At 70.3% G+C, this 25,584-nt stretch carries 18 protein-coding genes and 2 pseudogenes; 14 read left to right on the forward strand and 6 right to left on the reverse strand.

What is annotated here, in order from left to right:
- Positions 1 to 375: 375 nt before the first annotated feature.
- Positions 376 to 1,881, forward strand: coding sequence for an FUSC family protein (locus tag ACGFU7_RS17020; RefSeq protein ID WP_393696529.1), 1,506 nt, complete (start codon positions 376 to 378; stop codon positions 1,879 to 1,881).
- Between the two features lie 144 nt (positions 1,882 to 2,025).
- A complete protein-coding gene (locus ACGFU7_RS17025) occupies positions 2,026 to 3,096 on the forward strand; it encodes a lactonase family protein (protein WP_393696635.1) in 1,071 nt (356 codons plus the stop codon).
- A 103-nt stretch (positions 3,097 to 3,199) separates the two neighbouring features.
- Here the strand turns inward: ACGFU7_RS17025 and ACGFU7_RS17030 are convergent, their stop codons facing one another.
- Both ACGFU7_RS17030 and ACGFU7_RS17035 read right to left on the reverse strand, forming a co-directional pair.
- Complete coding sequence (locus tag ACGFU7_RS17030) at positions 3,200 to 4,123, reverse strand: sirohydrochlorin chelatase (RefSeq protein WP_393696531.1); 924 nt, start codon at positions 4,121 to 4,123, stop codon at positions 3,200 to 3,202.
- A gap of 119 nt (positions 4,124 to 4,242) precedes the next feature.
- On the reverse strand, positions 4,243 to 5,229 hold the full coding sequence (locus tag ACGFU7_RS17035; protein WP_393696637.1) for an N-acetylglucosamine kinase: 987 nt from the start codon (positions 5,227 to 5,229) through the stop codon (positions 4,243 to 4,245).
- A gap of 307 nt (positions 5,230 to 5,536) precedes the next feature.
- Between ACGFU7_RS17035 and ACGFU7_RS17040 the strand changes: the two genes are divergently transcribed.
- Positions 5,537 to 6,214, forward strand: coding sequence for a uracil-DNA glycosylase (locus ACGFU7_RS17040; RefSeq protein WP_393696533.1), 678 nt, complete (start codon positions 5,537 to 5,539; stop codon positions 6,212 to 6,214).
- 309 nt (positions 6,215 to 6,523) lie between these two features.
- On the opposite strand, the gene ACGFU7_RS17045 is transcribed toward ACGFU7_RS17040, so the two are convergent.
- The gene (locus tag ACGFU7_RS17045) at positions 6,524 to 7,612 is read right to left on the reverse strand and encodes a WD40/YVTN/BNR-like repeat-containing protein (protein WP_393696534.1); all 1,089 of its coding nucleotides are present in this window, start codon (positions 7,610 to 7,612) and stop codon (positions 6,524 to 6,526) included.
- Between the two features lie 297 nt (positions 7,613 to 7,909).
- Here ACGFU7_RS17045 and ACGFU7_RS17050 point away from each other — a divergent pair.
- Positions 7,910 to 8,068: pseudogene (locus ACGFU7_RS17050) on the forward strand (cupin); the annotation flags it as partial.
- Here the strand turns inward: ACGFU7_RS17050 and ACGFU7_RS17055 are convergent.
- Positions 8,056 to 8,595: a GNAT family N-acetyltransferase gene (locus ACGFU7_RS17055; RefSeq protein ID WP_393696536.1), complete on the reverse strand. Its 540-nt coding sequence runs from the start codon at positions 8,593 to 8,595 to the stop codon at positions 8,056 to 8,058. The pseudogene ACGFU7_RS17050 and the gene ACGFU7_RS17055 sit on opposite strands and share 13 nt — an antisense overlap.
- 88 nt (positions 8,596 to 8,683) lie before the next feature.
- Positions 8,684 to 9,742, reverse strand: a complete 1,059-nt coding sequence (locus ACGFU7_RS17060; RefSeq protein ID WP_393696538.1) for a LacI family DNA-binding transcriptional regulator — start codon at positions 9,740 to 9,742, stop codon at positions 8,684 to 8,686.
- Between the two features lie 213 nt (positions 9,743 to 9,955).
- Here ACGFU7_RS17060 and ACGFU7_RS17065 point away from each other — a divergent pair, with 213 nt between their 5' ends.
- From ACGFU7_RS17065 to ACGFU7_RS17110, 10 genes are all read left to right on the forward strand, one after another.
- Positions 9,956 to 11,203: an extracellular solute-binding protein gene (locus ACGFU7_RS17065; RefSeq protein WP_393696539.1), complete on the forward strand. Its 1,248-nt coding sequence runs from the start codon at positions 9,956 to 9,958 to the stop codon at positions 11,201 to 11,203.
- 2 nt (positions 11,204 to 11,205) lie between these two features.
- Positions 11,206 to 12,135 carry a carbohydrate ABC transporter permease gene (locus tag ACGFU7_RS17070; protein ID WP_393696541.1) on the forward strand — a complete coding sequence of 310 codons (930 nt, stop codon included), beginning with the start codon at positions 11,206 to 11,208 and terminating at the stop codon, positions 12,133 to 12,135.
- A gap of 4 nt (positions 12,136 to 12,139) precedes the next feature.
- Complete coding sequence (locus ACGFU7_RS17075) at positions 12,140 to 13,033, forward strand: carbohydrate ABC transporter permease (protein ID WP_393696542.1); 894 nt, start codon at positions 12,140 to 12,142, stop codon at positions 13,031 to 13,033.
- Between the two features lie 53 nt (positions 13,034 to 13,086).
- Positions 13,087 to 15,504, forward strand: a complete 2,418-nt coding sequence (locus ACGFU7_RS17080) for a glycoside hydrolase family 3 N-terminal domain-containing protein (protein ID WP_393696544.1) — start codon at positions 13,087 to 13,089, stop codon at positions 15,502 to 15,504.
- A gap of 203 nt (positions 15,505 to 15,707) precedes the next feature.
- Positions 15,708 to 16,805 (forward strand): endo-1,4-beta-xylanase, encoded by a 1,098-nt coding sequence (locus ACGFU7_RS17085; protein ID WP_393696546.1) that lies wholly within the window; start codon positions 15,708 to 15,710, stop codon positions 16,803 to 16,805.
- Positions 16,806 to 16,813: 8 nt separating this feature from the next.
- On the forward strand, positions 16,814 to 18,112 hold the full coding sequence (locus tag ACGFU7_RS17090; RefSeq protein ID WP_393696548.1) for a glucarate dehydratase family protein: 1,299 nt from the start codon (positions 16,814 to 16,816) through the stop codon (positions 18,110 to 18,112).
- A 42-nt stretch (positions 18,113 to 18,154) separates the two neighbouring features.
- A complete protein-coding gene (locus ACGFU7_RS17095) occupies positions 18,155 to 19,690 on the forward strand; it encodes a sodium:solute symporter family protein (protein WP_393696550.1) in 1,536 nt (511 codons plus the stop codon).
- A 91-nt stretch (positions 19,691 to 19,781) separates the two neighbouring features.
- On the forward strand, positions 19,782 to 22,967 hold the full coding sequence (locus ACGFU7_RS17100) for a glycosyl hydrolase 115 family protein (protein WP_393696552.1): 3,186 nt from the start codon (positions 19,782 to 19,784) through the stop codon (positions 22,965 to 22,967).
- 36 nt (positions 22,968 to 23,003) lie between these two features.
- Positions 23,004 to 23,384 (forward strand): hypothetical protein, encoded by a 381-nt coding sequence (locus ACGFU7_RS17105; protein WP_393696554.1) that lies wholly within the window; start codon positions 23,004 to 23,006, stop codon positions 23,382 to 23,384.
- 174 nt (positions 23,385 to 23,558) lie between these two features.
- Positions 23,559 to 24,656 (forward strand): NADH:flavin oxidoreductase/NADH oxidase, encoded by a 1,098-nt coding sequence (locus ACGFU7_RS17110; RefSeq protein WP_393696556.1) that lies wholly within the window; start codon positions 23,559 to 23,561, stop codon positions 24,654 to 24,656.
- A 72-nt stretch (positions 24,657 to 24,728) separates the two neighbouring features.
- Here ACGFU7_RS17110 and ACGFU7_RS17115 read toward each other — a convergent pair.
- Positions 24,729 to 25,349: pseudogene (locus tag ACGFU7_RS17115) on the reverse strand (DinB family protein).
- Positions 25,350 to 25,584: the final 235 nt, after the last annotated feature.

Here is a 25,584-nt window from a genome sequence, read left to right on the forward strand (position 1 = left end):
CAGCGACGCGATGCGCCACGCACCGGGTGCGGAGGTGGCGGTGGAGATCGGCCACTTCCCTCCGGGGTCACGGTCCGGGTCACCGACACCGCGCCGGAGCGGGCGGCCCCGCCCCGGACGGGTGCAGGCCATGGCCTGCCCGGCATGCGCGAGCGCACCGCGCCGCGGGCGGGGTTCGGCACCGTTTCGGTCCGATGGCCTACCCGTGGTGCACATCAACGGACAATGACTGGGCCAATGGCCCAATGATTGCCCCCTCGGTTGAGCCACGGGCCGCAGAGATGTTGTGATGTACCCGTCGATGGCGCTGCGGATCCCCGCGGCGCCTTTTTCATGCCGGTGTGCAGGGCCGGTGTGCAGAAGCGGGAGCATGCCGTGCTGAAGAGGATGTTCGTTTCCCCGGACCCGGGCCGACTGCGGCTGCGCAGTAGTGTCCGGGCCGTCCTCGGCATCGGGCTGGCCGTCGTGGTGTGCGGCCTGGCCGGCCACTCGCTCGTCGCGGCCGTCACCGGCGGGCTTGCCGCGCTGCTGGCCCTGTTCACGGTGCTGGACGCCACGGTGCGCGACCAGGCGATCACCACCGCCCTGCTGCCTGCCGTCGGGTTCCCGGTGCTCGCCCTCGCCGCAGGGCTGCACGACTATCCGCTGGCACGGGACGCGGCCTTTCTCGTGGTCATGGGCCTGGGCGTGTACGCCCGGCGATGGGGGCCGCGCGGCCACTCACTGGGCGTGTTCGCGTTCATGGCCTTCTTCACCACGCAGTTCCTCCACACCCTGCCGGGGCAATTGCCCGAGCTGTACTCCGCCGTCGCCCTCTCCCTGCTCGCCTCGTCGACCGTCCGCTTCGGGCTGTGGTGCTACGAGCGGCGGCTGACCGCAACCGTCGTACCCACTCCGGTGACCGCCAAGGGGCTGGCCCGCGCGACCACGCGCCAGGCGATTCAGGCGACCGTCGGCGGGGCCCTGGCGCTCACGGCGGGGCTGCTCCTCTCCGAGCAGCGCTGGTACTGGGCCGTGGGTGCCACCTGGTGGGTCTTCGTGAACACCGCCTCGCGCGGTGAGACGCTGGTACGCGGCTTCCGCAGGGTCCTGGGAACACTGGTCGGCATCCCCATCGGCCTGGCCGTCGTCGTTCCGCTGCACGGTGCTGCCGCGCCCAGCGCGGTCGTCGTCGCGATCGGTGTCTTCGGGATCTTCTACACCGCTGCGGTCTCGTACACCTGGATGGTGTTCTCCGTGACGGTGATGGCCGGGACGCTCTACGGGCTCCTCGGCGTGCTCGACCCGGCCCTGCTCATGCTGCGGCTCACCGAGACCGGCGCCGGAGTGCTCGGTGCGATGCTCGCGGTGCTCCTCGTGCTGCCGGTCACCACACACGCCACGACCGACGCATGGATCCAGCGGGCCCTGCGCTGCGTGCACGCCTGTACGGCGGAAGCCGCGGCGCGACTCTCCGGTTCGACGACCGCCGACCCGGCGCCACGGATCTCCGAGCTGGAGGCGCTCCTCGGGCGGGTGCGGCTGTCCCTGGCCCCGCTGGTTCATCCGCTGAGCCCACTGCGCGCCCGCAAGGCCCGTGCAGGTCAGGTGCTCGCTCTGCTGGACACCTGCGCACGGGAGGTGCGCGGACTGGCCTCCGTCGCCGCGGACCCGGAAGCGTCCCACGACGCCCGCCTCGCTGCCGCCTGCTGGCGCGTCGAAGCCTCCGTGGAAGCGCTGACAGCCCCGCATCTGCCGCACAGGGCGGGCGTACCGAGCATCCCGGCGCACCCGGCCGTCGCAGAACCGGCGCTCGCCCACCTGCACGGTCTGGAGCGGGCACTCGCCGAACTCGCCGCACCGCTGCACAGCGATCCGCGCGCGCCGCTGATCGGTGTGTAAAGCGTCGCCGCAGAGCCCTGCCGACAACCGAGGCCTTGGTCTAGACCTCAAGGGCCGACTGCTACCGTCGCCCCGGAAGATCACGACGGTAGGAACGGGCGTGGTCAGTCGGCGGAGAGAGGCAGTGCGGTGACGAGCAGCACGGTGGGCAGCGACAACGGCGCAGGACGGGCATTCATCGGGTCGTTCACCTCGGCGGGCGGGCGGGGAATCACCGCCGCCGCCGTGGATCAGGAGACCGGGGCGCTGACCGTCCTCGGCTCGACGGACGCCGTCCCCGATCCCTCGTATCTCGTTCTGGGCCACGGGCCGGGGCCGGGCGGCAGGGCGCTCTACACAGTCAGCGAGACCGAGCACGGTGCGGCCGCCGCACTCGACATCACCGGCGATGTGCCGCAGCCGATCGGCGAGATCCGACCGGTGGAAGGCAACGGTCCGACCCATCTCGCGCTCGCCGGCGGTCATCTGCTCACCGCCAACTACGGCTCCGGCAGCGTCACCGCCCTGTCCGTGCGGGCGGACGGTTCCCTCGGCGCCGTCACCGCCGTGCTCCGGCACGAGGGCGGCGGCCCGGACGCCGACCGTCAGCGGGGCCCGCACGCCCATCAGGTGCTGCCGGACCCGTCGGGGAAGTGGGTGCTCAGCGTGGACCTCGGGACCGACTCCGTTCGGATCTGCGCGCTCGATGCGACCATCGGGGCATTGCGGCTGCACGGTGAGACGGCCCTGCGGCCGGGCACGGGCCCGCGCCATCTGGCCTTCCACCCCGGGGGCAGCCACGCCTACGTCCTGAACGAACTCGAACCGACCGTCACCGCATGCAGGTGGGACGCCGCCACGGGAGTCCTGGAACCGGTCGCTGAGACGTCCGTGCTGCCCGAGGGATCGGCGGGTGACGGGGACACCGCGACCTACCCGTCCGAGGTGGTCGTCTCGCACGACGGGCGGTTTCTCTGGACCGCCAACCGGGGGCACGACAGCATCTCCGTTCTCGCGCTCGACGCAACGGGCGAGAAGACGGCCCTGGTCACGACCGTGGACTGCGGCGGGCACTGGCCGCGCGATCTCGCGCTCGACCCCACCGGCCGATGGCTGTACGCGGCCAATGAGCGGTCCGGGAACGTCAGCTGGTTCGCCGTCGACCCGGCGACCGGCATCCCGCGCCGCACGGGCTCGCTGGAGGCCCCTGCCGCATCCTGTGTGATCTTCGCCTGACGGCACACCACACCACGGACAGCGCGATCGCCGGGCGGGCCGGAAAGATCAGGCCCGCCCGGCGATCGATGACGGACGGCTGCCGGGTGTGCCCGGCACCGGGTCAGTGCGCCTGAGCACCCTGCGGCGCGGCCGGCGCGATACCGAGCGCCGTCGTGTACATCGACAGCACGAGCTTGCCGATCGCCGGATACGCGCCGAGCGGCTCGGCCGTCGCGCAGCCCGCCTCCTTCGCCGCGGCATCCAGCAGCCCCTCGGCCACCTCGGGGCCGACGAGGTACGGAGCCAGCGCGAGCTGCACCGAGCCGGAGCCCGTGAGCTGCTCGGCGATCGACGCGACGGAACCCTCCACGTCGAGCGCGGCGGCCATCACCGGTACCGCGAGCCGGGCTGCCAGCAGCATGCCGGTGATCCCGGCGGCCTGCACGGCCTCCTCGCCACCCACCGTGGCCAGCACGATGCCGTCGGCGGCCGTGGCCACCGTGAAAAGCCTGGCACGGTCGGCGCGGGCCAGACCGGCCTCGGAGAGGCGTACGTGCAGCGCCTCGGCGAGCAGCGGGTGCGGGCCGAGCACATCGGTCAGCTCGACCTGCGTACCGCTGTCCATCACGGCCTGCCGTATCCGTCGGATCAGAGCGCTGTCCGGCCCCGCGAGCAGCGGCACCACGACGGCGGACGGACCCTCGGGCTCGGCGACCTCGCGGCCCGCGGCCTGCGCCTGCTCGAAGCGCGCGATGCGCTCGGCGGCGCTGTGGGTGAGTACGGACGAGAGGTTCGGGTACTCGGCATCGTCGCCGTCGAGGTAGCCGATCCGGGCGTTGAGGCCGGGCAGCTCGGAACGGGCGATGCTGATCACCTCTTCGGCCAGGCTGCGCGTGGCCGAAGAGGGGGTACCGGGAACGGCGAGAACGAGCGCGGCAGCGCCCTCAGGTGCGACCACGGGCTCCGGGCGGCGGTGCCGTCCGGACTGGCGAGGTCGCGGCATTCGTACAGGCAGGCCGGAAGCGGGCCCAGTGGGGGTGCTCATGGCGCCGCATGCTACTGGTTTTGGGTGCCCCTCTGTTCGGGGAGGGCCCAGTCGGGCGTTATCTGTCCGCATTTATCCGATGAGAGGCTTACTGGCTGACTGTCCTGCTCTGTCGGCACCTATCCGGGCTCCTGCCCAGGCCCGTGACCAGGTACGCAGAGCAGCGTCGGATGGCGGGGCAGTCGCAGATCCCCGGCGGCCAACGCCTGAGCGATGGACAGCGCACCGGTCAACGGATCACCCGAACCGGGGACCGTCCGTGCCTGCGGGAGCTGCCGGGACAGCTCCTCCCGCAGCGGTACGAGCAGCGGATCGCCCATCCGGAACAGGCCGCCCGTCAGGGCCACTTCGCACGGTTCGTCGTCGGCCCCGGCCTTCGGGCACACCGCCGCGGCCGCCTCCGCGATATGTCCGGCGGCCTCGCGCAGAATGCCCGCGGCGACCGGATCATGCCCGGCGCACGCGGCGACCTCGGGCGCGAACGAGGCCAGTACGGCAGGCCGGTCGGTACGCGGATAGAGCAGTCCCGGCAGCTCCGGCGCCGGCCCGAACACCGCCTCCAGCCTGGCCAGCAGCGTGGCGGACCCACCGCGCCGTCCGTCATGGGCGCGCATGGCCGCATCGAGCCCGGCCCGCCCGATCCAGGCGCCGCCGCCGCTGTCACCCAGCAGATGACCCCAGCCGTCGGCCCGGCGCCAGCTCGTCAGATCCGTACCCAGCGCGATCATGCCCGTGCCACCCGCGACGACCGCCCCCGGGCGCTGACCGACCGCACCCGCGTACGCGGTCACCGCATCGGCGGCGAGAGCCAGCCGGCGCACCCCGAGCGCGCGCCCCAGGGCCGAAGGCAGCTCGGCGCGCAGCTGCCCGCCGAGCGTCGCCATACCGGCGGCGCCGATCGCCACGGCGGCGATCCCGGAGCCGTCACCGCTGCCGTGCCGCTCCAGCAGTCGGCGGGCGGCGGGCAGCAGTTGCTCCAGCAGATGGCCCGCATCGATCCCCGCAGGTCCGGTGCGTACCGGCTCGGCACAGACCGTCGTACCCACTGGGGCGGACGTGCCGACGGTGCCCAGTGCCACCCGCAGCCCGGAACCGCCCGAGTCCACTCCGAGCACGAACGGCCCCGGCGTATCCGTCGCGTCGGCCGTTGTGTCCGTCTCAGTCTCCGTCCCCGTCTCTGTCTCCGCCGTCACGACAGCCTCCACTGGACGCAGCGAGCACCGCCGCTTTCCGGCGAACGCCTGCGTGACCTCATGGACCGGCTCCAGTAGGAAGAGGTAAGAATAAGAAGAGGAATGACGGCGGCAGCCTATCCCGAGCTCCGTAAGCGGGACTTCGGGGTGCAGGAGATCGGCTGCGGAGGCCGACACAGCGGCGGGGAGCGGGTCGTGTACGCCGGTAGAGTGATGCTTTGTGGCACCACGACCGTTGAATGAAGTAGTCGAGCCCGGATGGGCCGAGGCGCTGGCCCCTGTGGCCGGACGCATCGCCGCGATGGGCGATTTCCTGCGTGCGGAGGTCGCAGCCGGCCGCACCTATCTGCCGGCCGGCGCGAACGTTCTGCGCGCATTCCAGCAACCCTTTGACGAGGTACGTGTCCTGATCGTCGGTCAGGACCCCTACCCGACACCCGGGATGGCCATGGGGCTGAGCTTCTCCGTGACCCCCGAGGTGCGTCAGCTGCCCGGCAGTCTGGAGAACATCTTCCGGGAACTGCACACGGACCTGGGGCTGCCGCGGCCGTCCAACGGCGATCTGACGCCCTGGACGCGCCAGGGTGTGCTGCTGCTGAACAGGGCGCTCACCACGGCGCCCCGTAAACCGGGCGCGCACCGTGGCAATGGCTGGGAGGAAGTGACCGAGCAGGCCATCAGGGCTCTGGCCGCGCGTGGCAAGCCCCTGGTGTCCGTGCTGTGGGGGCGCGACGCCCGTAATCTGCGGCCGTTCCTCGACGGCTTCCCGGCGATCGAATCCGCGCACCCCTCGCCCATGTCGGCGGACCGAGGCTTCTTCGGCTCGCGACCGTTCAGCCGCACCAATGAACTCCTGCTCAGCCAGGGGGCCCAGCCGGTGGACTGGCAGCTGCCGTAGACAGGGCAACCCGCCTGGGCATTCCGCCGGACCGTGGCGAACATTGCGCCGTTCCGGGAGTGGCACCGGCCTCATGCCGCGCATTGCGCGGAACGGTTTGGTCCGGGGGCGAGTCGGGCCGATGACCGGCCTGTTGATCTCGTGCCAACCGCCCGGAGCCGATGCCCCGTCACCCACCCCGGGCGGTGCGGGGGAGTGGCGGGGAGATCCGGAGCCGTACTCAGGTATGGCCGCGGCCGGCAGGTCCCGCTCTCGACTGCCCGGCCGGGCCCGCCTCATGGATCAACCGCCGGTGCTCTCCGTCGGTGCTCACAGGCCGATGACCGCCGCCCGGACGCAGAGGACATCCGGCAGATGCGAGGCGAGCTGCTGCCAGCTGTCCCCGTCGTCCGCGCTCGCGTACACCTCGCCGTTGCGATTGCCGAAGTAGACGCCCGCAGGGTCGGCGTCGTCCGTACAGAGCGCGTCGCGCAGCACCGTGCCGTAATGCGTCTCCCGGGGCAGGCCTGCCGACAGCGGCTCCCAGGTGCTGCCCGCGTCGCCGGTACGGAAGACCCGGCAGCGGTGCTCGGCCGGCACGCGGTCGGCATCGGCGTTGATCGGGAAGATGTACGCCGTGTCCGCGCGGTGCGGGTGCGCGGCTGCGGCGAAACCGAAATCGGAGGGCAGGCCCCGGCCGATGTCCGTCCAGTTGTCCCCGGAGTCGTCGCTGCGGAACACTCCCCAGTGGTTCTGGAGGTAGAGCCGGTCGGGGTCGACCGCGTCCCGGGCCACCTTGTGGACGCACTGACCGAACTCCGGATTCGGCTCGGGGAGGAAGACCGCCGACACTCCCTTGTTCGACGGAGCCCAGCTCGCACCGCCGTCCTTGGTACGGAACACCCCGGCCGTGGAAACCGCGACCGTCACGGCCCGGGCATCTCTCGGGTCCGTGAGGATGGTGTGCAGACCCTCACCGCCCCCGCCCGGCACCCACTTCGAACGGGTCGGATGCTCCCACAGCGGGCGGACCAGCTCGAAGGACACCCCGCCGTCCTGAGAACGGAACAGCGCTGCCGGCTCCGTCCCCGCGTACACGACATCGGGCGCCTCGGGGCCCGCCGGGTGCAGCTGCCAGACCCGCTCCAGGGATGCCTCGGTGAACTGCGGGAACTTCACCGCCGGTTGCTGTGGTTCGACCCAGGTGCCGCCCAGGTCGTCGGAGCGGAAGACCGAAGGGCCCCAGTGCGCGCTGTCCCCGCCGACCAGCAGTCGGGGGACCTGCCTGCGGGTGTCGATGGCGAGCGAATAGATCGCCTGGGCATTGAAATGCGGGCCGTCGAACTCCCACGCGCCACCACGCCTGCGGCCGATGAAAAGTCCCTTGCGGGTGCCCACGGTGAGCAGTACGTCGGTCATGGCCGAACCTCCCGAAACGCCGTTGTGCCGGATACGGGCCAGTCTGCACCCCACCACTGACAGCGCCCCGCAGGGCGGCTCCGGACACCCGGGCCCTGTTGCTTCCACGGTCGGCGAAGGTACGGTGCAGCACGTATGGAAAGCGCTTGCCGAAAGCCATCGCAGAGGGACCGGGGAGCAGCTGTGCCGACCTTCGAAGGGCTGCCCGGCGCCGTCGCCGTCTCCCACCTGCGGGTCTACGACCGGCCCACCGCGGACGGCCTGCGCGGCGGGACGCCCCATCTCCACCTCACCTGAAAGGGGGCCGCTGCCGCGTCCGAGGTGACAGGCGGACAGCTCGACGCTCTGGCGCGCGGCGACAGCGGATACCTCGCCGACGCCTGTGTGCACGCCGAACAGCCCTCCGCGTACGGAAAGTTCGGCATGTGCGGCCGTCTGGACGTCTACCGCGGCTGACCGGCCCCGGCTGTGCCGTCGGCGGGGCGCGTCAGGACACGGGACGTGCTGCCGTCGTCCTCCACCGCGTCCCGGACGTGCCGGAAGCCGATCCGGCCCAGCAGCGCCAGCGACGCTGCGTTCTCGGCGGCCACCGTCGCATGCACCTCGGTGAGTCCGAGGACGTCGAACCCGTACGACGTCAGTGCCTGTGCGATCTCGGTGCCGAACCCCTGCCCCCATGCGGCCGGAGCCAGGGCGTAGACGATCTCGTGGCCGTCCACCTCCGGGGACGGGGAGGGCTTGATCTCCGCATGGCCGACCAGACGGCCGCTCTGTCGCACGGCCCATACGTCGAAGAGCTCCTGCGCGTACACCTTGCTGAAGACCCGCCCGAACAGGGCGCGGTCCTCGGCCTCGGTACAGGGTCCGTCACCCATCCACCGGGACACCCGGGCGTCCTGGAAGAGCGCCACGAAGTCGTCCTCGTCCGCGGGTGTGTACGGCTCCAGGAGAAGCCGCCCGGTATGCAGGGTCGGGGTCGTCATGACGGGGGACGGTACGCGGCTCCGGTCCGGCCCGCAACGGAATAGAAGCGCAGGTCGGACTGGGTGAGCGGGGTGCGGGCAGGAGGGGTCAGCGGCGGGGCGCGGCGGTGCTGCTGCGTACCACCAGCTTGGTGGCCAGATCGACCCGGGTGGTCGCGGGCCGGTCGCCCCGGGCCAGGTCGAGGACCAGACGGGCGGCGGTCTCGGCCATCTCGATGAGCGGCTGGCGCACCGTGGTGAGCGGCGGTCCGATCCACCGGGTGAGGGGCAGATCGTCGAATCCGACGACGCTCAGGTCCTCAGGGATGCGCAGTCCCAGTTCGCGGGCGGCCTCGTAGATGCCGAGGGCCTGGAGATCGTTGCCCGCGAACAAGGCGGTGGGCGGGTCGGGCAGTTGCAGCAGTTCGAGGCCCGCCGCGTAGCCGGCCTCGTGGTGGAACTCGCCCTCCCGGATCAGTTCCGGATCGAAGGGCAGGCCCGCGGTCTCCAGCGCGGCCCGGTAGCCGTCGACGCGGGCGCGGCTGCACATCATGCGGGACGGGCCGCTCACGACGCCGATCCGGCGGTGTCCGAGCCCGGTCAGATGGCGGGTGGCGGCCAGCCCGCCCTGCCAGTTGGTGGTCCCGACCGACGGCACGTCGTCACCCGGGTCGCCCGCAGGGTCGACCACGGCATACGGGATGTTGCGGCTGGTCAGCTGGGCGCGCTGGGCGGCCGTCAGGTCCGACAGCACCAGGATCACCCCGACCGGCCGACGGGCCAGCACACCGTCCACCCAGGTCTGGCCGGGGGTCAGCCGGCCGGCGCTCTCGGAGAGCACCAGACTCAGCCCTTCCTCCCGGGCGACGTTCTCGACGCCCCGGACGACCTCCATGGCCCAGGCACTGTCCAGCTCGTGGAAGACAAGGTCGATCAGCTGGGACTGCGCCGTGGAGCCACGCCTGCGGCGGTAGCCGTGCAGCAGCAGCAGCTCCTCCACCCTGGTGCGGGTAGCCGGGGCGACGTCGGCGCGTCCGTTCAGCACTTTCGAAACTGTCGGAGCCGAGACTCCGGCGGCCCGGGCGATTTCCGCCAGCGTGGCGCTGCCTTCCGACGACTCGTCGATCGGCGTCTTCTCCTGTTGGGGATGGACCTTTGCGGGGCTCATGCAGGAATCGTAGCCTCCCGCCGCCGCGGCCGGGTGCGCCGGTCCTGCTTGGTAAATACCTCGCCACGCCTCTTGACGTGCCCGAAACGCAACCGTACGGTTCCGGCAACATTCGAGCGAATCTCCGAAACATTCGACAGAGGTGCGGTCATGCGGTCGGGCATTTTCACTCACGGTACGCGAACAGAGAGATGGACCGCGGCAGGTGCAGCCATGGTCATGGCTGGGCTGCTGACCGGCTGCGGTTCCGGCGGGAACGGCGGCAGTGACGGCGGAGCCATCACCGCCTATGTGTACGGAGACGACGCGGTCAAGGTTCAGCAGGCCGCGGTCAACGATTTCAACAAGACCTCCAAGGTCAAGGTCAAGCTGGTGTCGGTCCCCGGCACCGACTACGTGAACAAGCTCCGCAGCTCCATGGGCTCGCCCAGCGCTCCGGATGTCTTCTTCAACTGGGGCGGCGGATCCATCAAGCCGTACGTCGACGCCAAGCAGCTGGTCGACCTCAGCTCGACGGTCAAGAACGACGCAACGCTGAAGGACGGCTTCCTTCCGTCGATCATGACGGCGGGCAGTCTCGACGGGAAGATCTACGGGGTGCCGATGCGCGGCATGCAGCCCGTGATGCTGTTCTACAACAAGACGCTCTTCGCCGAGAACAACCTGAAGGCCCCCAAGACCTGGGAGGACCTGCAGAAGGCCATCACCACCTTCAAGGGCAAGGGCATCACCCCCTTCGCGCTCGGCGGCTCCGACAAGTGGCCCGAGCTGATGTGGATGGAGTACCTGCTGGACCGGATCGGCGGACCCGACGTCTTCCGGAAGATCCAGGACGGCGACTCCTCCGGCTGGGGCGACCCGGCGGTGCTCAAGGCGGCCCAGACCGTCAAGGGTCTCGTCGACGAGGGCGCGTTCGGCAAGAACTTCAACTCGGTCGACTACGGCAACGGCGGCGCCCCCACTCTCCTGAACAAGGGCAAGGCCGCCATGCATCTGATGGGCTCCTGGGAGTACTCGACCCAGCTGGGCAAGGCGCCCGACTTCGCCAAGAAGGACCTCGGCTGGACCGCCTTCCCGACAGTGGCCGGAGGCGTCGGCGACGCTGCGGACGTGGTGGGCAACCCCACCAACTACTGGTCGATCAACGCCCGTACGAAGCACAAGGACGCAGCGATCGCCTTCCTCAAGGCGATGGCGTCCCAGAAGTACGCCAAGGCGCTGGTGGACAACGGTGACATCCCCACCACCTCCAACGCCTCGTCGATGCTGAGCTCCTCGCCCAACCCGCAGTTCGCCGCCGACCAGTACCAGCTGGTCCAGAAGGCCCCCAGCTTCACGCTCTCGTGGGACCAGGCACTGGAGTCCCAGTACGCCACCCCGCTGCTCACCGAGATCAGCAAGCTGTTCGCCGGCAAGTCCACTCCCGAACAGTTCGTCGCAGCAATGAAGGCCGTCAAGTAAAAATGTCCCACGACACTCCGCACGCGAAGATGCGCGGAAGGGGGAAGGCGGCCGTCGGCAACGTCGGCCGCCCGCCGGTCGGCTGGGCCGTCCCCGGCATCCTCTTCTTCGCCGCCTTCGCGATCGTCCCGCTGGCGATCGCCGTGTATCTCTCCTTCTGCAAGTGGGACGGGCTCAACTCCCCGACCCTGACCGGCGTGGGCAACTGGACGCGGCTGTTCAAGGACCCCGAGTTCCGTCAGGCCGCCTGGCTGAGCCTGCTGCTCACGACGGTCAGCTGGGCCTTCCAGACCCCCGTGGCCCTGCTGCTCGGCGTCTGGGCGTCGGGCCGGCAACGCAGCCGGACCGTGCTCTCCGCGGTCTTCTTCATCCCGCTGCTGCTCTCCACCACCGCGATCGCGATGCTCTTCCACGCCCTGCTCGACCCCAACTTCGGGGTGATCAAGGAGATCGGACCCTGGCTCGGGATCGACCCGAACATCATGGGCTCGTCCACCGGGGCGCTGCTCACCGTGGCGTTCGTCGGCGGCTGGCAGTTCATGCCCTTCCACACCCTGATCTACCAGGGCGGAACGCGCCAGATCCCGGAAGTCCTCTACCAGGCGGCCGCCATCGACGGCGCGGGCATGGTGCGGCAGTTCTTCCACATCACGCTGCCGCAGCTACGCAACACCGTGACGACCTCTTCGGTCCTGATGATCGTCGGCTCGCTGACCTACTTCGACACCGTGCTGATCATGACCAAGGGCGGTCCCGGCACGGACACCACGGTCCTGCCCTATCTGATGTACCGGACCGGCTTCCAGACCTACGACCTGGGATACGCCGCGGCCATCGCCACGGCCCTGGTCGTCGTGGCCACCGGCCTGTCGCTGGTTCTCGTCCGCTTCAGCGGCTTCGGGAACATGCGCTCCACCCGGGAAGGTATGTGACGCAATGTCATACGACACCCGCTCCGCGGCGCCGGCGATGACGCGCACCGCCCGCCGCCCCGCAGGCGCCGCCCGCCGTTGGAAGCCGCGCGGCAACCCGTTGGCCGGACTGGGCTCGCTGGTCTGGCTGGTCATCGTGATCGTACCGATCTACACGCTGATCTCCTCGTCGCTGATGCACCAGGACGAGGCGCTCAACGGCGATCCGCTGGCCTTCCCGACGCATCCGACGTTCGACAACTACAACACCGTTCTGCACAGCGGCTTTCTCTCGATGCTGGGCAACACCGCGATCGTCGCGGTGGCCACCGTGGCCATCGTGCTGGTGCTCTCCGTGCCGGTCGCCTACGTGGCGGTACGCACCCGTGGCCGTCTCTCGTCGCTCGCCTTCCGGACCTTCCTGCTCGGCGTGGCGATCCCCGCGCAGGCGGTGATCGTGCCGCTCTACCTGCTGATCGGCAAGATGGGGCTGTACGACACCCTGCCCGCGATCATCCTGCCGACCGCCGCGTTCTCGATGCCCGTAGCGGTGCTGGTGCTCAGCGGCACCATGCGTGATGTGTCCGAGGAGATGTACGAGGCGATGGCGCTCGACGGCGCCACGCCCGTGCGGATGCTGCTGCAGCTGGCCGTCCCGATGTCCCGGGCAGGCATCAGCACGGTGGCGATCTACTCGTCGATCCAGGCATGGAACGGCTTCCTCTTCCCGCTGATCCTGACCCAGTCGGAGGAGAACCGGGTACTGACCCTCGGCTTGTTCAACTTCATGACCCAGTTCGGAGTGAACATCCCCGCCGTGCTGGCGGCGATCGTCCTCTCCGTGGTGCCCATCTTCGCCGTGTACCTCGTGGCACGGCGGGCGCTGATCAACGGCCTGATGGGGGTGGGCGGCAAGTAGCACTCCCCACGCCGCCCCGTACCACCGCATTCACGAGAGGAACCCCTGCCGCCATGGCAATCCACCCCGTCCCGCATGCCCGTCAGGCCGAACCGGCTCCGGCCGTCGACGGCCCCTGGCGCGACCCTTCGCTCACCCCCGAGGAGCGGGTGGCCGATCTCGTCGCCCGGATGACCCTGGAGGAGAAGGCTGCCCAGCTGTACGGAGTCTGGGTGGGCGCCGACGCCGACGGTGACGGAGTCGCACCGCACCAGAACGACATGGTCGACCCGGTCGACTGGGAGGACCTCACCACCCGCGGACTCGGCCAGCTGACCCGGCCGTTCGGCACCGCACCGGTCGACCCCGGCGTCGGCGCGGTCGCGCTGGCCCGCGCCCAGAGCCGGATCGCCGAGTCCGGCCGGTTCGGCATCCCCGCCCTCGCCCACGAGGAGTGCCTGGCGGGCTTCACCGCATGGGGCGCCACCGCCTACCCCGTACCGCTGTCGTGGGGCGCCTCCTGGGACCCGGAGCTGGTGGCCGAAATGGCCGGACGGATCGGCCGCGACATGCGGTCGGTCGGTGTCCACCAGGGACTGGCCCCCGTCCTGGACGTGGTCCGCGATCTGCGCTGGGGGCGTGTCGAGGAGACCATCGGCGAGGACCCGTACCTCGTCGCCACCATCGGCACGGCCTATGTCCGGGGCCTGGAGTCCGCCGGCATCGTCGCCACCCTCAAGCACTTCGCCGGGTACGCGTCATCGGCGGGCGCCCGCAACCTCGCGCCGGTCCGGGCCGGGGCGCGCGAGATGGCCGATGTCGTCCTCCCGCCCTTCGAGATGGCACTGCGCGAAGGCGGCGCCCGTTCGGTGATGCACTCCTACGCGGAGATCGACTCAGTGCCCGCGGCGGCCGACCCGGCCCTGCTCACCGGACTCCTGCGGGACACCTGGGGCTTCACCGGCACCGTCGTCGCCGACTACTTCGGCATCGGCTTCCTGGAGACCCTGCACAAGGTCGCCGCCGACCGCGCCGACGCGGCCCGTCTCGCGCTGAGTGCCGGGGTCGACGTGGAGCTGCCCACCGTCCGCAGTTACGGCGATGTGCTCGTGACCGCCGTACGGGACGGCGCCGTGGCCGAGGAACTGGTCGACCGGGCGCTGCGCCGGGTGCTGCTCCAGAAGTGCGAGCTCGGACTGCTCGACCCCGACTGGACCCCGCTGCCCGCCGCCCTCCTCGGCACCGACCCCGAGCGGGCCCGCGCGACGGTGGACCTCGATCCGCCGGAGAACCGGGCTCTGGCCAGGAAGCTGGCGGAAGAGGCGTGTGTGCTGCTCGCCAACCCTGCCGGTGCGCTGCCGCTGCGCGGCGACGGCCGGATCGCGGTGGTCGGCCCGCGCGCCGACGACGCGCTGGCCATGCTCGGCTGCTACTCCTTCCCCAGCCATGTCGGTGTCTCGCACCCCGAGGTGCCGATGGGGATCGACATCCCGACCGTGCTCCAGTCGCTGCGCGAGGAGTTCCCCGAGGCGAAGCTGTCCTCGGCACAGGGCTGCGAGGTGGACGGCACGGACACCTCCGGCTTCGCGGCCGCCGCGGAGCTGGCCAGGGACGCCGATGTCTGCGTCGCCGTGCTCGGCGACCGGGCCGGACTGTTCGGCCGCGGCACCTCCGGTGAGGGCTGCGACACCGCCGACCTGTCCCTGCCCGGTGTCCAGGGCGAGCTGCTGGACGAGCTGCTGGCCACCGGAACCCCGGTGATCCTGGTCCTGCTGACGGGACGTCCGTACGCGCTGGGCCGCTGGGCCGGCCGGACGGCCGCCACCGTGCAGGCGTTCTTCCCCGGCGAGGAGGGCGGTCCGGCGCTGGCCGGTGTGCTCTCCGGGCGGGTCAACCCCTCCGGGCGGCTGCCCATCGGTGTCCCGCAGGGGCCGGGCGGCCAGCCATGGACCTACCTCCAGCCGCCGCTGGGCCTGGCGAACGGGGTCAGCAACCTGGACCCGACACCGCTCTACCCCTTCGGGCACGGGCTCTCGTACACCACCTTCTCCTGGGAGCCCGGCGAGCCCGTTCCGGCGGAGATCCCCACCGACGGCTCCGCCGGCATCGAGGTCACCGTCCGCAACACGGGTGACCGCGAAGGGGCCGAGGTCGTGCAGCTCTACGTCCACGACCCGGTCGCCCAGACCACCCGCCCGCAGGCACGGCTGATCGGCTACGCCCGGGTGGAACTCGCCGCCGGGCAGGCCCGGAAGGTCCGCTTCCAATTCCATGCCGATCTGGTGTCCTTCACCGGCATCGGCGGCCGACGGGTCGTCGAACCCGGCGATCTGGAACTGCGGCTCGCCACATCGAGTGCCGTCTCCGACATCCGGCAGACGGTACGACTGAGGCTCACCGGCCCCGAGCGCACGGTTGATCACCGTCGCCGGCTGGTCTGCGAAACCGCTGTCGAGGAGGGGGCGCAGGCCCCGGCCGCGGCCGGGAACTGACGCACCGTCCTCCCCTCGTTCCGAGAGCCTCCCCGCGCGGATTCCCGGCCTCCTCGTCGACTGTGCGGAGAGGCTCTCGAAACTTTCGAAATCTTCACTCCGCATCCTCATCAGTCGCACGCATCGACCCCGGTCAGGGGCCGGCCCTCTCCGTCAGGGACCGGCCGGCCCCCGGGGGTCCGCGTCCATCGGAAGGACCTGTCATGCGCAAGGCAAACCAGGCGCTCGTGGTCGGCACCGCCGCCGCAGCACTGCTCGTCTCCACGCTCACCCTCACCGCAGCGGCCAGCCCCGAGCAGGCGGGCCACCACGGCAAGCCGAAGGACGACACCGCCACCACCCTCGCCGGGCTCGGCAAGAGGGCCGATCTACGCATCGGGACGGCCGTCGACATGTCCGCGCTGGCCGCCGACGCTCCCTACCGGGCCAAGGTTGCGGGGGAGTTCTCCTCGGTCACCCCGGAGAACGCCATGAAGTGGGAGGTCGTCGAACCGCAGCGCGGCACCTACGACTGGTCCGCAGCCGACGAGCTGGTCGACTTCGCCCGCGCCCACGGCCAGCTGGTCCGCGGCCACACGCTCCTCTGGCACAACCAGCTCCCGTCCTGGCTGACCAGCGGCGACTTCACCCCCGATGAGCTGCGCTCCATCCTGCACCAGCACATCACCGACGAGGTCGCTCACTTCAAGGGCCGGATCTGGCAGTGGGATGTCGTCAACGAGGTCTTCAACGACGACGGCACCCTGCGCGACAGCATCTGGCTGCAGAAGCTCGGCCCCGGCTACATCGCCGACGCCTTCCGCTGGGCCCACCAGGCCGACCCCGAGGCCAAGCTCTTCATCAACGACTACAACATCGAGGGCGTCAACGCGAAGAGCACCGCCCTCTACAACCTCGTCACGCAGCTCCGCAAGGAGCACGTGCCGGTTCACGGCGTCGGCATCCAGGGTCACCTGGACGTCCAGTACAGCGCCCCGCACGACATTGCCACCAACATGAAGCGCTTCGACGACCTCGGTCTGGAGACCGCGATCACCGAGGCCGACGTCCGCATCCCGATGCCCGTCGACAACACCGAGCTGGAGGCGCAGGCGGAGGCCTACGACGTACTGCTGCGCGGCTGCCTGCTCACCGAGCACTGCACCGACTTCACGGTGTGGGGCTTCACCGACAAGTACTCCTGGGTTCCCAGCACCTTCACGGGCGAGGGTGCGGCGAACATCTTCGACGAGAACTACAAGGCCAAGGCCGCGTACAACGCAATGAGCGACGACCTCACGCTGGCCGCAGGCAGGGACTGAAAGCGCACATGAGCAACAGCACAGGAGGCGGCAGCGCAGTGACGGACGGCCTCCGGATCCATGCAGTGAAGATCACCCCGGTCGCCTTCCGCGACCCGGCGCTGCTCAACGCGGTCGGCGTGCACGAACCGTACGCACTGCGCGCGATCGTCGAAGTCGACACCGGCGAGGGCCTCGTCGGTCTCGGCGAGACCTACGCCGACGAAGGGCATCTGCGCCGGCTGCGGGCCGCCGCCGACACCCTCGTCGGAATGGACGTGTACGCACTGGGCGCCATGCACCGCGCGGTGGCCCGGGTCCTGAGCCGCGACAGCGGTGCGGGCGGCACCGGACTGACCGGGATGATCACCACCAGTAGTGCCACGGACCGGGTGTTCTCCCCGTTCGAGGTGGCCTGTCTGGACATCCAGGGGAAGGCGGCCGGCCGGCCGGTCAGCGATCTGCTCGGCGGAGCGGTACGGGACTCCGTACCGTTCAGCGCCTATCTCTTCTACAAGTGGGCCGGACATCCCGGGGCCGACCCCGACGACTGGGGCGAGGCGCTCGACCCCGACGCCATCGTCGCCCAGGCGCGACGCATGATCACCGAATACGGCTTCTCCGCCATCAAGCTCAAGGGCGGGGTACGGCCTCCGGAGGAGGAGACCGAAGCCGTCCTGGCGCTGCGCGATGCCTTCCCGGACACGCCGCTGCGCCTCGACCCCAACGCCGCGTGGAGCGTGCCGACTTCCGTCGCGGTGGCCCGCCGGCTGGAGGGGGTTCTCGAATACCTGGAGGACCCGACGCCCGAACTGGACGGCATGGCACAGGTGGCGCGGGAGACCTCGATCCCGCTCGCCACCAATATGTGCGTCGTCGCCTTCGAGCACCTGGCGCCCGCGGTGGCCCAGCGGTCGGTGCAGGTGGTGCTCTCCGACCACCACTACTGGGGCGGTCTGCACCGGTCCCGGATGCTCTCGGGGATCTGCGACACCTTCTCCATGGGGCTGTCCATGCACTCCAACTCCCACCTGGGCATCAGCCTGGCCGCGATGACCCACCTGGCGGCCGCCACACCGAACCTCACCTACGCGTGCGACACCCACTGGCCGTGGAAGACCGAGGAGGTCGTGGAGCCCGGCGCGCTCACCTTCGCCGACGGTTCCGTGCGCGTTCCGCAGGGACCGGGGCTCGGTGTCGCACTCGACCAGGACGCACTGGCCCGACTGCACGAGCAGTACCTCACCTGCGGTCTGCGCGACCGCGACGACACCGGCTACATGCGCCGGATCGACCCCACCTACGTGAAGAAGACCCCCCGTTGGTGAACCGGCCCCCCGCCGTGTCCCACCACGTACCAAGGAGCTTTGATGGCCCCGCTCGACTGGGCCGCCCTAGGCGGCTATTTCCTGGTGATGCTGCTCATCGGCCTCTGGTCGCACCGGCGGGTCGGTGATGTGAACGACTACTTCACCGGTGGTGGCCGGATGCCCTGGTGGCTGTCCGGCATCTCTCACCACATGTCCGGGTACAGCGCCGCCGTGTTCGTCGCCTACGCGGCCATTGCGTACAGCTACGGAATCACCGTCTACGTATGGGCGTTCCTGCCGCTCGCGCTGGGAACCGGTGTGGGTGCCTGGCTGTTCGCCCCGCGCTGGAACCGGCTGCGACAGCGTTACGCGGTCGCCTCGCCGCTGGAGTACCTGGCCAAGCGGTACAACGTGCCCACCCAGCAGGCCCTCGCCTGGAGCGGGGCGCTGCTCAAGGTGTTCGACGTCGCCGCCAAGTGGGCGTCGGTCGCCGTGCTGCTCAATGTGTTCACCGGTATGTCGATGACGGCCGGCATCCTGATCACCGGTGTCGTCACCCTGCTGTACTGCACCGTGGGCGGCCTGTGGGCCGACGCGCTCACCGACTTCGGGCAGTTCGTCATCCAGGGCGTCGCGGCGCTCGCCATGGTCTGGGTGGTCCTGGACCGGCTCGGCGACGGCATCGCGGGCCTCGGCACCATCTGGCACAAGCTGCCCGAGGGCCACACCCACCCGCTGGTCGGTCCGTACACCGCGACGTTCCTCGGCGCGTATGTCGTCGTGAAGCTCTTCGAGTACAACGGCGGCATGTGGAACCTGGCCCAGCGCTACATGGCCACGGACACCCCGAAGGCCGCCCGCCGTTCGGCGGGGCTCTCCGCTGTGCTGTACGTGGTGTGGCCGGCGGTGCTGCTGTTCCCGCCCGTCGCCGCTGCCGTTCTGATGCCGGACGTGGCCGACCCGCAGAAGATCTACGCGCTGATGGCGGAGTCGTACCTGCCCGCCGGACTGGTGGGTCTGACCCTGGCGGGGATGTTCTCCCACACCATGGCCATGGCCTCGTCGGACGCCAACGCCGTGTCCGCGGTCGTCACCCGCGACATCATCCCGGCGGTCGTGCGCGGCGCCAGGAACCTGGCCCCGGCGACCGGGCTGCTCATCGCCCGGGTGTGCACGGTCGTCTTCATCACCATCAGCATGGTCGTCGCCATCGAGGCCGATCACTTCGGCGGAGTGCTCGGCATCATCGTCGGACTGGTCGCGGCCGTGATGGGACCCATCTCCATCCCGATGCTGCTCGGCCTGCTGCCCGCCTTCCGCCGATGCGGCCCACGCGCCGCCCTGTCCTCCTGGGCGCTGGGGCTGCTGGGCTATGTCCTGGTGAAGTTCGTGCTCGACAGTACGGACCAGACTCTGGTGATCGTCACTCCGCTGGTGACCTCACTGGTGGTGTACGTCGTCGTCGGTCTGCTCCTTCCGGAGGCGGACGACACGGCCGACGCGATCGTGGCCGCGGTGTCGCCCGGCCCCGACGGGGACGACGGCCCGGCGGCGGCGCCGGTGCCTCAGCCGGCCGTGCCCGGCGCGGTCGACTGACGCAGCACCCTCGAAGCGGGCCAAGGAACAACTCGTCAAGGCACACACCCGACCTATTTGTCATGTGTGTGAACAAATATGGGAGAGCGGTATGGACAAGCACTTCCCGCAACAACACACCAGTCGCAGAGCGATTCTTGGGGCCGGACTGGGGCTCACCGCCCTGACGGCCACACCTCTGGGCTCCCTCCTCGGCCTGTCCGGCGAGGCATCGGCAGCCGTGCCGAGCGGCGCTGTCCGGCTCACGGACCCGGGCGCGTACATCTCGTTCACCCCCCGTTCCGGCAGTTTCCCACTGGTCAGGGACGGACGAGCGGCCCCGATCGTGGTGAGCGACAGCGACCACGCGGGCGTCGTCCGGGTGGCCGGTGACCTCCAGGCCGACATCGAGCGGGTCACCGGTGTCCGTCCCGGCCTCTCGCGGGGCGTGGTACCGAAGGGCCACGGGATCGTCCTCGTCGGCACCATCGGCCACAGCCCCCTGATCGACGGACTGATCGCCGCGGGCAAACTCGACGTCTCCGGCATCAAGGGCAAGTGGGAGACCAGCCTCCAGACCGTCGTCGAGAAGCCCCTGCCCGGAGTCGACCGGGCCTTCGTGATCGCGGGCAGCGATCAGCGGGGCACGGTCTACGGCGCATACGACGTCTCCCGGGGGATCGGCGTCTCGCCCTGGTACTGGTGGGACGACGTGCCCCCCGTACACCGGAACGAGGTCCACGTTCTGCCGGGCCGGCACACCCAGGGCACCCCCGCCGTGAAGTACCGTGGGTTCTTCATCAACGACGAGAACCCTGCGCTCGGCACCTGGGCCCCGGCCTTCTTCCGCCCCGGCAAGGCCCCTGGCTTCGACGGCGGCTTCAACGCCGACTTCTACGCCAAGATCTTCGAGGTCATGCTCCGGCTCAAGGCCAACTACCTGTGGCCGGCCGTCTGGGGCCGCGCCTTCGCCGAGGACGACCCGCTCAACCACGCCACCGCGAAGGCGTACGGCGTAGTCATGGGCACCTCGCACGAGGCGCCGATGATGCGCGGCATCGAGGAGTGGAACCGGCACGCGGTCGCTGCCGTACGCGACAGCGCGGGCAACATCACCACCCCCGGCCACGACCCCTACGGCGGCACCGGCGAGTGGTCCTTCCGCCGCAACGCCGAAGCCATCAAGGCCTACTGGGCCGACGGCATCCGCCGTATGAAGGACCAGGACTTCGAGGGCGTCGTCACCCTCGGCATGCGCGGCAACGGCGATGTGAGCCTGCCGGACGGTGACGGCATCGAGCTGATGACCGAAATCATCGCCACCCAGCGCAAGATCCTGGCCGACGTCTCCGGCAAGGACGTCACCACCATTCCGCAGGTGTGGACGCTCTACAAGGAGGTCCAGCACTACTGGGACCGCGGGCTGCGGGTGCCCGACGACGTCACCGTCGTCCTCACCGACGACAACTGGGCCAACATCCGCAAGGTGCCCGACCTCAAGAACGACGCCCGCAGCGGCGGCTACGGCCTCTATTACCACTTCGACTACGTCGGGGTGGGCCGCAACTACAAGTGGGTGGACACCACTTCGCTGCCGAACATGTGGGACCAGCTCCACCAGTCCGTCGCCTACGGGAACCACGGCCTCTGGGTCACCAACGTCGGCGACTTCAAGGGCAACGAACTGCCCACGCAGTTCTTCCTGGAGTACGCCTGGAATCCGGAGCGCTGGACCCTGGACCGGCTCCCGGAGTGGGAGGAGCAGTACGCCCGGCAGAACTTCGGCGAGAAGCAGGCCGCGGACGTGGCCGAGGTGCTGGGTACGTACGGTCGGCTGCAGTCCCGCCGCAAGCCCGAGCTGCTGAACCGGAAGATCACGCTCGACCCGGCCAAGGACCCGGCCAAGGACGGGTCGGCGATCGTCTACGACGACCAGGCCACCCCGTTCAGCATCGTCGACTACCGCGAACTGGAGCGGGTCACCGAGGACTGGCAGCGGCTCGCCGCCGACGCCGGGCGGATCGGCCGCAAGCTCCCCGCCTCCGTCCAGGACGCCTGGTACGAACTGGTCGGGTACGAGGTGCAGGCCACCGCCAACCTGTACGCGCTGCGCGAGGCCGAGTTCACCAACCTGCACTACGCGGCGCAGGGTCGTGCGCTCACCAACGATCTGGCGGCCGCCGCCGAGGCCCGGCTCTCCGACGACCTCGCCCTGGCGGACCGCTTCGACACCGAGGTCGCCGACGGCAAGTGGCAGGGCTTCCAGACCCAGCCGCACATCGACTACGGCGATGTGGCCCGCTACGGGCCGAACGCCCCCTGGCAGCAGCCCGAGATCAACAACGTCGCCATCAAGGACGTGCTCTTCCCCGCGGTCAAGCGCATCGACCTGCCGGCCGGTGCCGAGATGGGCGTGGCCGTCGACGGCTCGGACAAGTGGTGGCCCCAGGAGAGCGGCCCGGCCGTACTGCCTGTCTTCAGCCCGTACCAGAGCCAGCCCGCGCAGTACATCGAGGTGTTCAACCGGGGCACCGCCCCGTTCGACTACCGCGTCCGGACCGGCGTTTCCTGGCTGACCGCCGACCGCACGCGGGGCCGCGTCGACAAGCAGGACCGGGTCACCTTCCGCGTCGACTGGTCGCGGGCCCCCAAGGGCATCACGAAGGTACCGGTCACGGTCAGCGGACCGGACGGCCGCGAGGTGACCGTCCAGGCGGTGATCGACCACCCGAGGGTGTCCCGCTCGCAGCTCGAAGGCTTCGTCGAGGCCAACGGATACGTCTCCATCGAGGCCGACCACTACTCCCGCTCCGTCGGCGGTGGCGGGATCAGCTGGCAGCGCATCCCCGGCATCGGCCGGACCGGCGCCGGCATGGAACCCTTCCCGGTCACCGCGGCCCGGCAGACCCCGGGCGGCAGCAGCCCGCGGCTGGAGTACCGGGTCTCCCTGTTCACGACCGGCCCGGTCACCGTCCACGCCTACCTGTCACCCCGTAACAACGCCCTGGCCTCCGACGGGCTCACGTACGCCGTCTCCTTCGACGACGACGCACCGCAGAAGGTGAACGTCACGGCGGTGACGGGTTCCGACGACAGCACGATGAACGTCCAGTGGGCCCGCAACACCTCGGACAACGTCAACGTCACCAGTACGGTGCACCGGATCGGCCGGTCCGGTGTGCATGTGCTGAAATTCTGGATGGTCGACCCGACGGTGGTGCTGCAGAACCTGGTGGTCGACACCGGCGGCCTCAAGCCCAGCTATCTGGGCCCGCCGGAGAGCCTCCGGCTGCACTGAGCCGAAGGGCGCACCGGGCAAGGGGAGAGCAGAGCGATGACGAGTGGGATCGAGGACCGCGACGGACACGTTGCGGCCCTGGAGGTGACCCCCGTTGGGGCGGGGGTCCGGGTCCGGGGCGTGGCACCGTCGGGAGAGCTCACTTTGATCTGCACCCCGGCCCGCGCCCGGGAACTGGCGGCGGCTCTCGCCCTCGCGGCGGACGAGGCCGAGAGCACGCAGTCGGCGGAGCCCGTCACCGTCAAGGCGCGCGAACTGCGTCGGGGGGATGTACGGGACGGCGACCGGGCCATGACGGTGGAGGGCGTCAGGATCGACGGCGCCACCGCCCATGTCACCTGGAAGTCGGGCGCCGGACGCAGTTGGACCCAGGGTTACGACGCGGACGCCGACATCACACTGAGGCGTCGCGGATAGCTTGCATACGGCCGCTCGGCGGCGTGTGAGGCCCATTCCCGGCCGGAAACGGACCGGGAATGGGCCTCACGCATGTCCGCGCCCTTGTACGAGGGACGTCGTAATTTGACGGGTGTCGTAGTACGGGATGTATCGTACTAACGATTCTTCCGACCCGTCGAAACGGAGTCCGACGTGAGTGCCCTCTTCGAGCCTTACACCCTGCGGTCGCTCGTCATTCCCAACCGGGCGTGGATGGCGCCCATGTGCCAGTACAGCGCCGAACCTGTGGGGCCGAACGCGGGCGTCGCGACCGACTGGCACTTCGCCCACCTCGCGGCGCGCGCCGCCGGCGGCACCGGTCTCATCCTCACCGAGGCGACGGCCGTCAGCCCCGAGGGCCGGATCAGCCCGGCGGACCTCGGCATCTGGAACGACACCCAGGTGGCCGCCTTCCGCCGGATCACGGACTTCGTCAAAGGGCAGGGATCGGTTCCCGGTATCCAGCTCGCCCATGCCGGTCGCAAGGCGTCGACGGCTGCCCCCTGGCTGGGCGGCGGTCCCGTCGGCCCGGACGCGTACGGCTGGACTCCCGTCGCCCCCAGCCCGCTGCCGTTCGACGACGGTCACCCCGTGCCGCACGAGCTGACCGTGGACGAGATCCAGGGCGTCGTCGGCCAGTTCCGCGAGGCCGCCCGCCGCGCGCTCGACGCGGGCTTCGAGGTCGCCGAGGTGCACGGAGCCCACGGATACCTCGTCGGACAGTTCCTCTCCCCGCACAGCAACCGGCGTACGGACGAGTACGGCGGCAGCTTCGAGAACCGCATCCGCTTCGCGCTGCAGGTCGTCGACGCGGTGCGGGAGGTCTGGCCCGAGGAACTGCCCGTCCTGTTCCGGATCTCCGCGACGGACTGGCTCACGGAGAACGACGAGGACGAGCGCGAGGGCTGGACCGTCGACGAGACCGTGCGACTGGCCAAGGAGCTCCAGGCCCACGGCGTCGACCTGCTGGATGTCTCCAGTGGCGGCAACGCTCCGAACGCACGCATCACGACGGGACCCGGATACCAGGTCCCCTTCGCCGCCCGGGTGCGCGAGGAGACCTCGCTGCCCGTCGCGGCCGTGGGACTGATCACCGAGCCGCAGCAGGCGGAGAAGATCGTGGCCGACGGGCAGGCGGACGCCGTGCTCCTCGGCCGGGAGCTGCTGCGGAGCCCGTCATGGGCGCAGCACGCAGCGCGCGAACTGAGCGGCGAGGTCCACAAGCCCGCCCAGTACCTTCGTGCCGTCTGACACGACGAGCCCCTGCCGGACATCCGGCGGGGGCCCGGTGCGTCGCGGCCGGCCGCCGCGCAGGGCTCTGCGTCAGCCCCGCCGCGCGCGGTACAGGTCGCGGATCAGGGCGATCTCGGCCCCGCGGTGCAGCAGTTCCTGATTGACCCACCAGACCGTTTCGATGAACGGATCCTCCGGGTCGCTGCCATGCGGGTACGTGCTGTGCCCCACCGTGTCCAGCGCCGAGTCGTCGACGCCGATCAGCGCCTCCCGCTAGGCTGCGGCGCTGGAGTCGAAATCCGCGATCGCCCTGGCGGCGTCCGCGATGACGCGGTAGTCGTCCCGGGTCAGCGAGTGGCTGCCGTTCGTGTGGTCGGCGCGAAGGGCCGGCAGCTCGCTGAGGTGGCTCAACCGCCACGCGAGCATGGTGAACGGCGGCGGCGTCGGGTGCGGGGGAAGCGCCGAGTCGCGACCCCGGTCGCCCTCACCGGCCAGGAGGGGCGCCGCCTGCCCGGGACCGGTGACGCGACGACGGATCGACCAGCAGTCCGGCACCGGCTCCCGGAGATATTCCTCGTCGGTCAGCGGCGCGACTTCGATGTCCGTGCCGTTGCCGCTGTCCATGGCAGGGCCGGCCATTCGGTCGGTGAGGCGCCTGCGCGCGAAGTCGAACTGCCGCAACAGGGGGATCAGGCGCGGTGGTGTCGCCATCGGGCGCTCCCGTGGTGGCGTGGTGGGTCCCGGGAACCGGAGTCGATCTGCTCCACCGGACCCTGTCACAGCGGGTACGACGCCCGCGCGGGGAATTTGCGGGGCGGCGGTCCTTCAGCAGCCACGGATCCGGCAGGACGCCAATTCGTCCGCCCGCCGACTGCGTTCACCGCTCATTCACCAGGTATGCCGTTCGCAGCATTCCCTCCCACGCCGTCGGCCTCTACGCTCGGCC

Origin of the sequence: Streptomyces sp. NPDC048473 (assembly GCF_043200155.1) — a bacterium.
Taxonomy (GTDB): Bacteria; Actinomycetota; Actinomycetes; order Streptomycetales; family Streptomycetaceae; genus Streptomyces.

Coding starts and splice junctions, on each gene's coding strand:
- ACGFU7_RS17030 (WP_393696531.1), bottom strand. CDS start 4,123: ATGAGCACCCCCACTGGGCCCGCTTCCGGCCTGCCTGTACGAATGCCG.
- ACGFU7_RS17045 (WP_393696534.1), bottom strand. CDS start 7,612: ATGACCGACGTACTGCTCACCGTGGGCACCCGCAAGGGACTTTTCATC.
- ACGFU7_RS17055 (WP_393696536.1), bottom strand. CDS start 8,595: ATGACGACCCCGACCCTGCATACCGGGCGGCTTCTCCTGGAGCCGTAC.
- ACGFU7_RS17060 (WP_393696538.1), bottom strand. CDS start 9,742: ATGAGCCCCGCAAAGGTCCATCCCCAACAGGAGAAGACGCCGATCGAC.
- ACGFU7_RS17065 (WP_393696539.1), top strand. CDS start 9,956: ATGGTCATGGCTGGGCTGCTGACCGGCTGCGGTTCCGGCGGGAACGGC.
- ACGFU7_RS17070 (WP_393696541.1), top strand. CDS start 11,206: ATGTCCCACGACACTCCGCACGCGAAGATGCGCGGAAGGGGGAAGGCG.
- ACGFU7_RS17075 (WP_393696542.1), top strand. CDS start 12,140: ATGTCATACGACACCCGCTCCGCGGCGCCGGCGATGACGCGCACCGCC.
- ACGFU7_RS17080 (WP_393696544.1), top strand. CDS start 13,087: ATGGCAATCCACCCCGTCCCGCATGCCCGTCAGGCCGAACCGGCTCCG.
- ACGFU7_RS17085 (WP_393696546.1), top strand. CDS start 15,708: ATGCGCAAGGCAAACCAGGCGCTCGTGGTCGGCACCGCCGCCGCAGCA.
- ACGFU7_RS17090 (WP_393696548.1), top strand. CDS start 16,814: ATGAGCAACAGCACAGGAGGCGGCAGCGCAGTGACGGACGGCCTCCGG.
- ACGFU7_RS17095 (WP_393696550.1), top strand. CDS start 18,155: ATGGCCCCGCTCGACTGGGCCGCCCTAGGCGGCTATTTCCTGGTGATG.
- ACGFU7_RS17100 (WP_393696552.1), top strand. CDS start 19,782: ATGGACAAGCACTTCCCGCAACAACACACCAGTCGCAGAGCGATTCTT.
- ACGFU7_RS17105 (WP_393696554.1), top strand. CDS start 23,004: ATGACGAGTGGGATCGAGGACCGCGACGGACACGTTGCGGCCCTGGAG.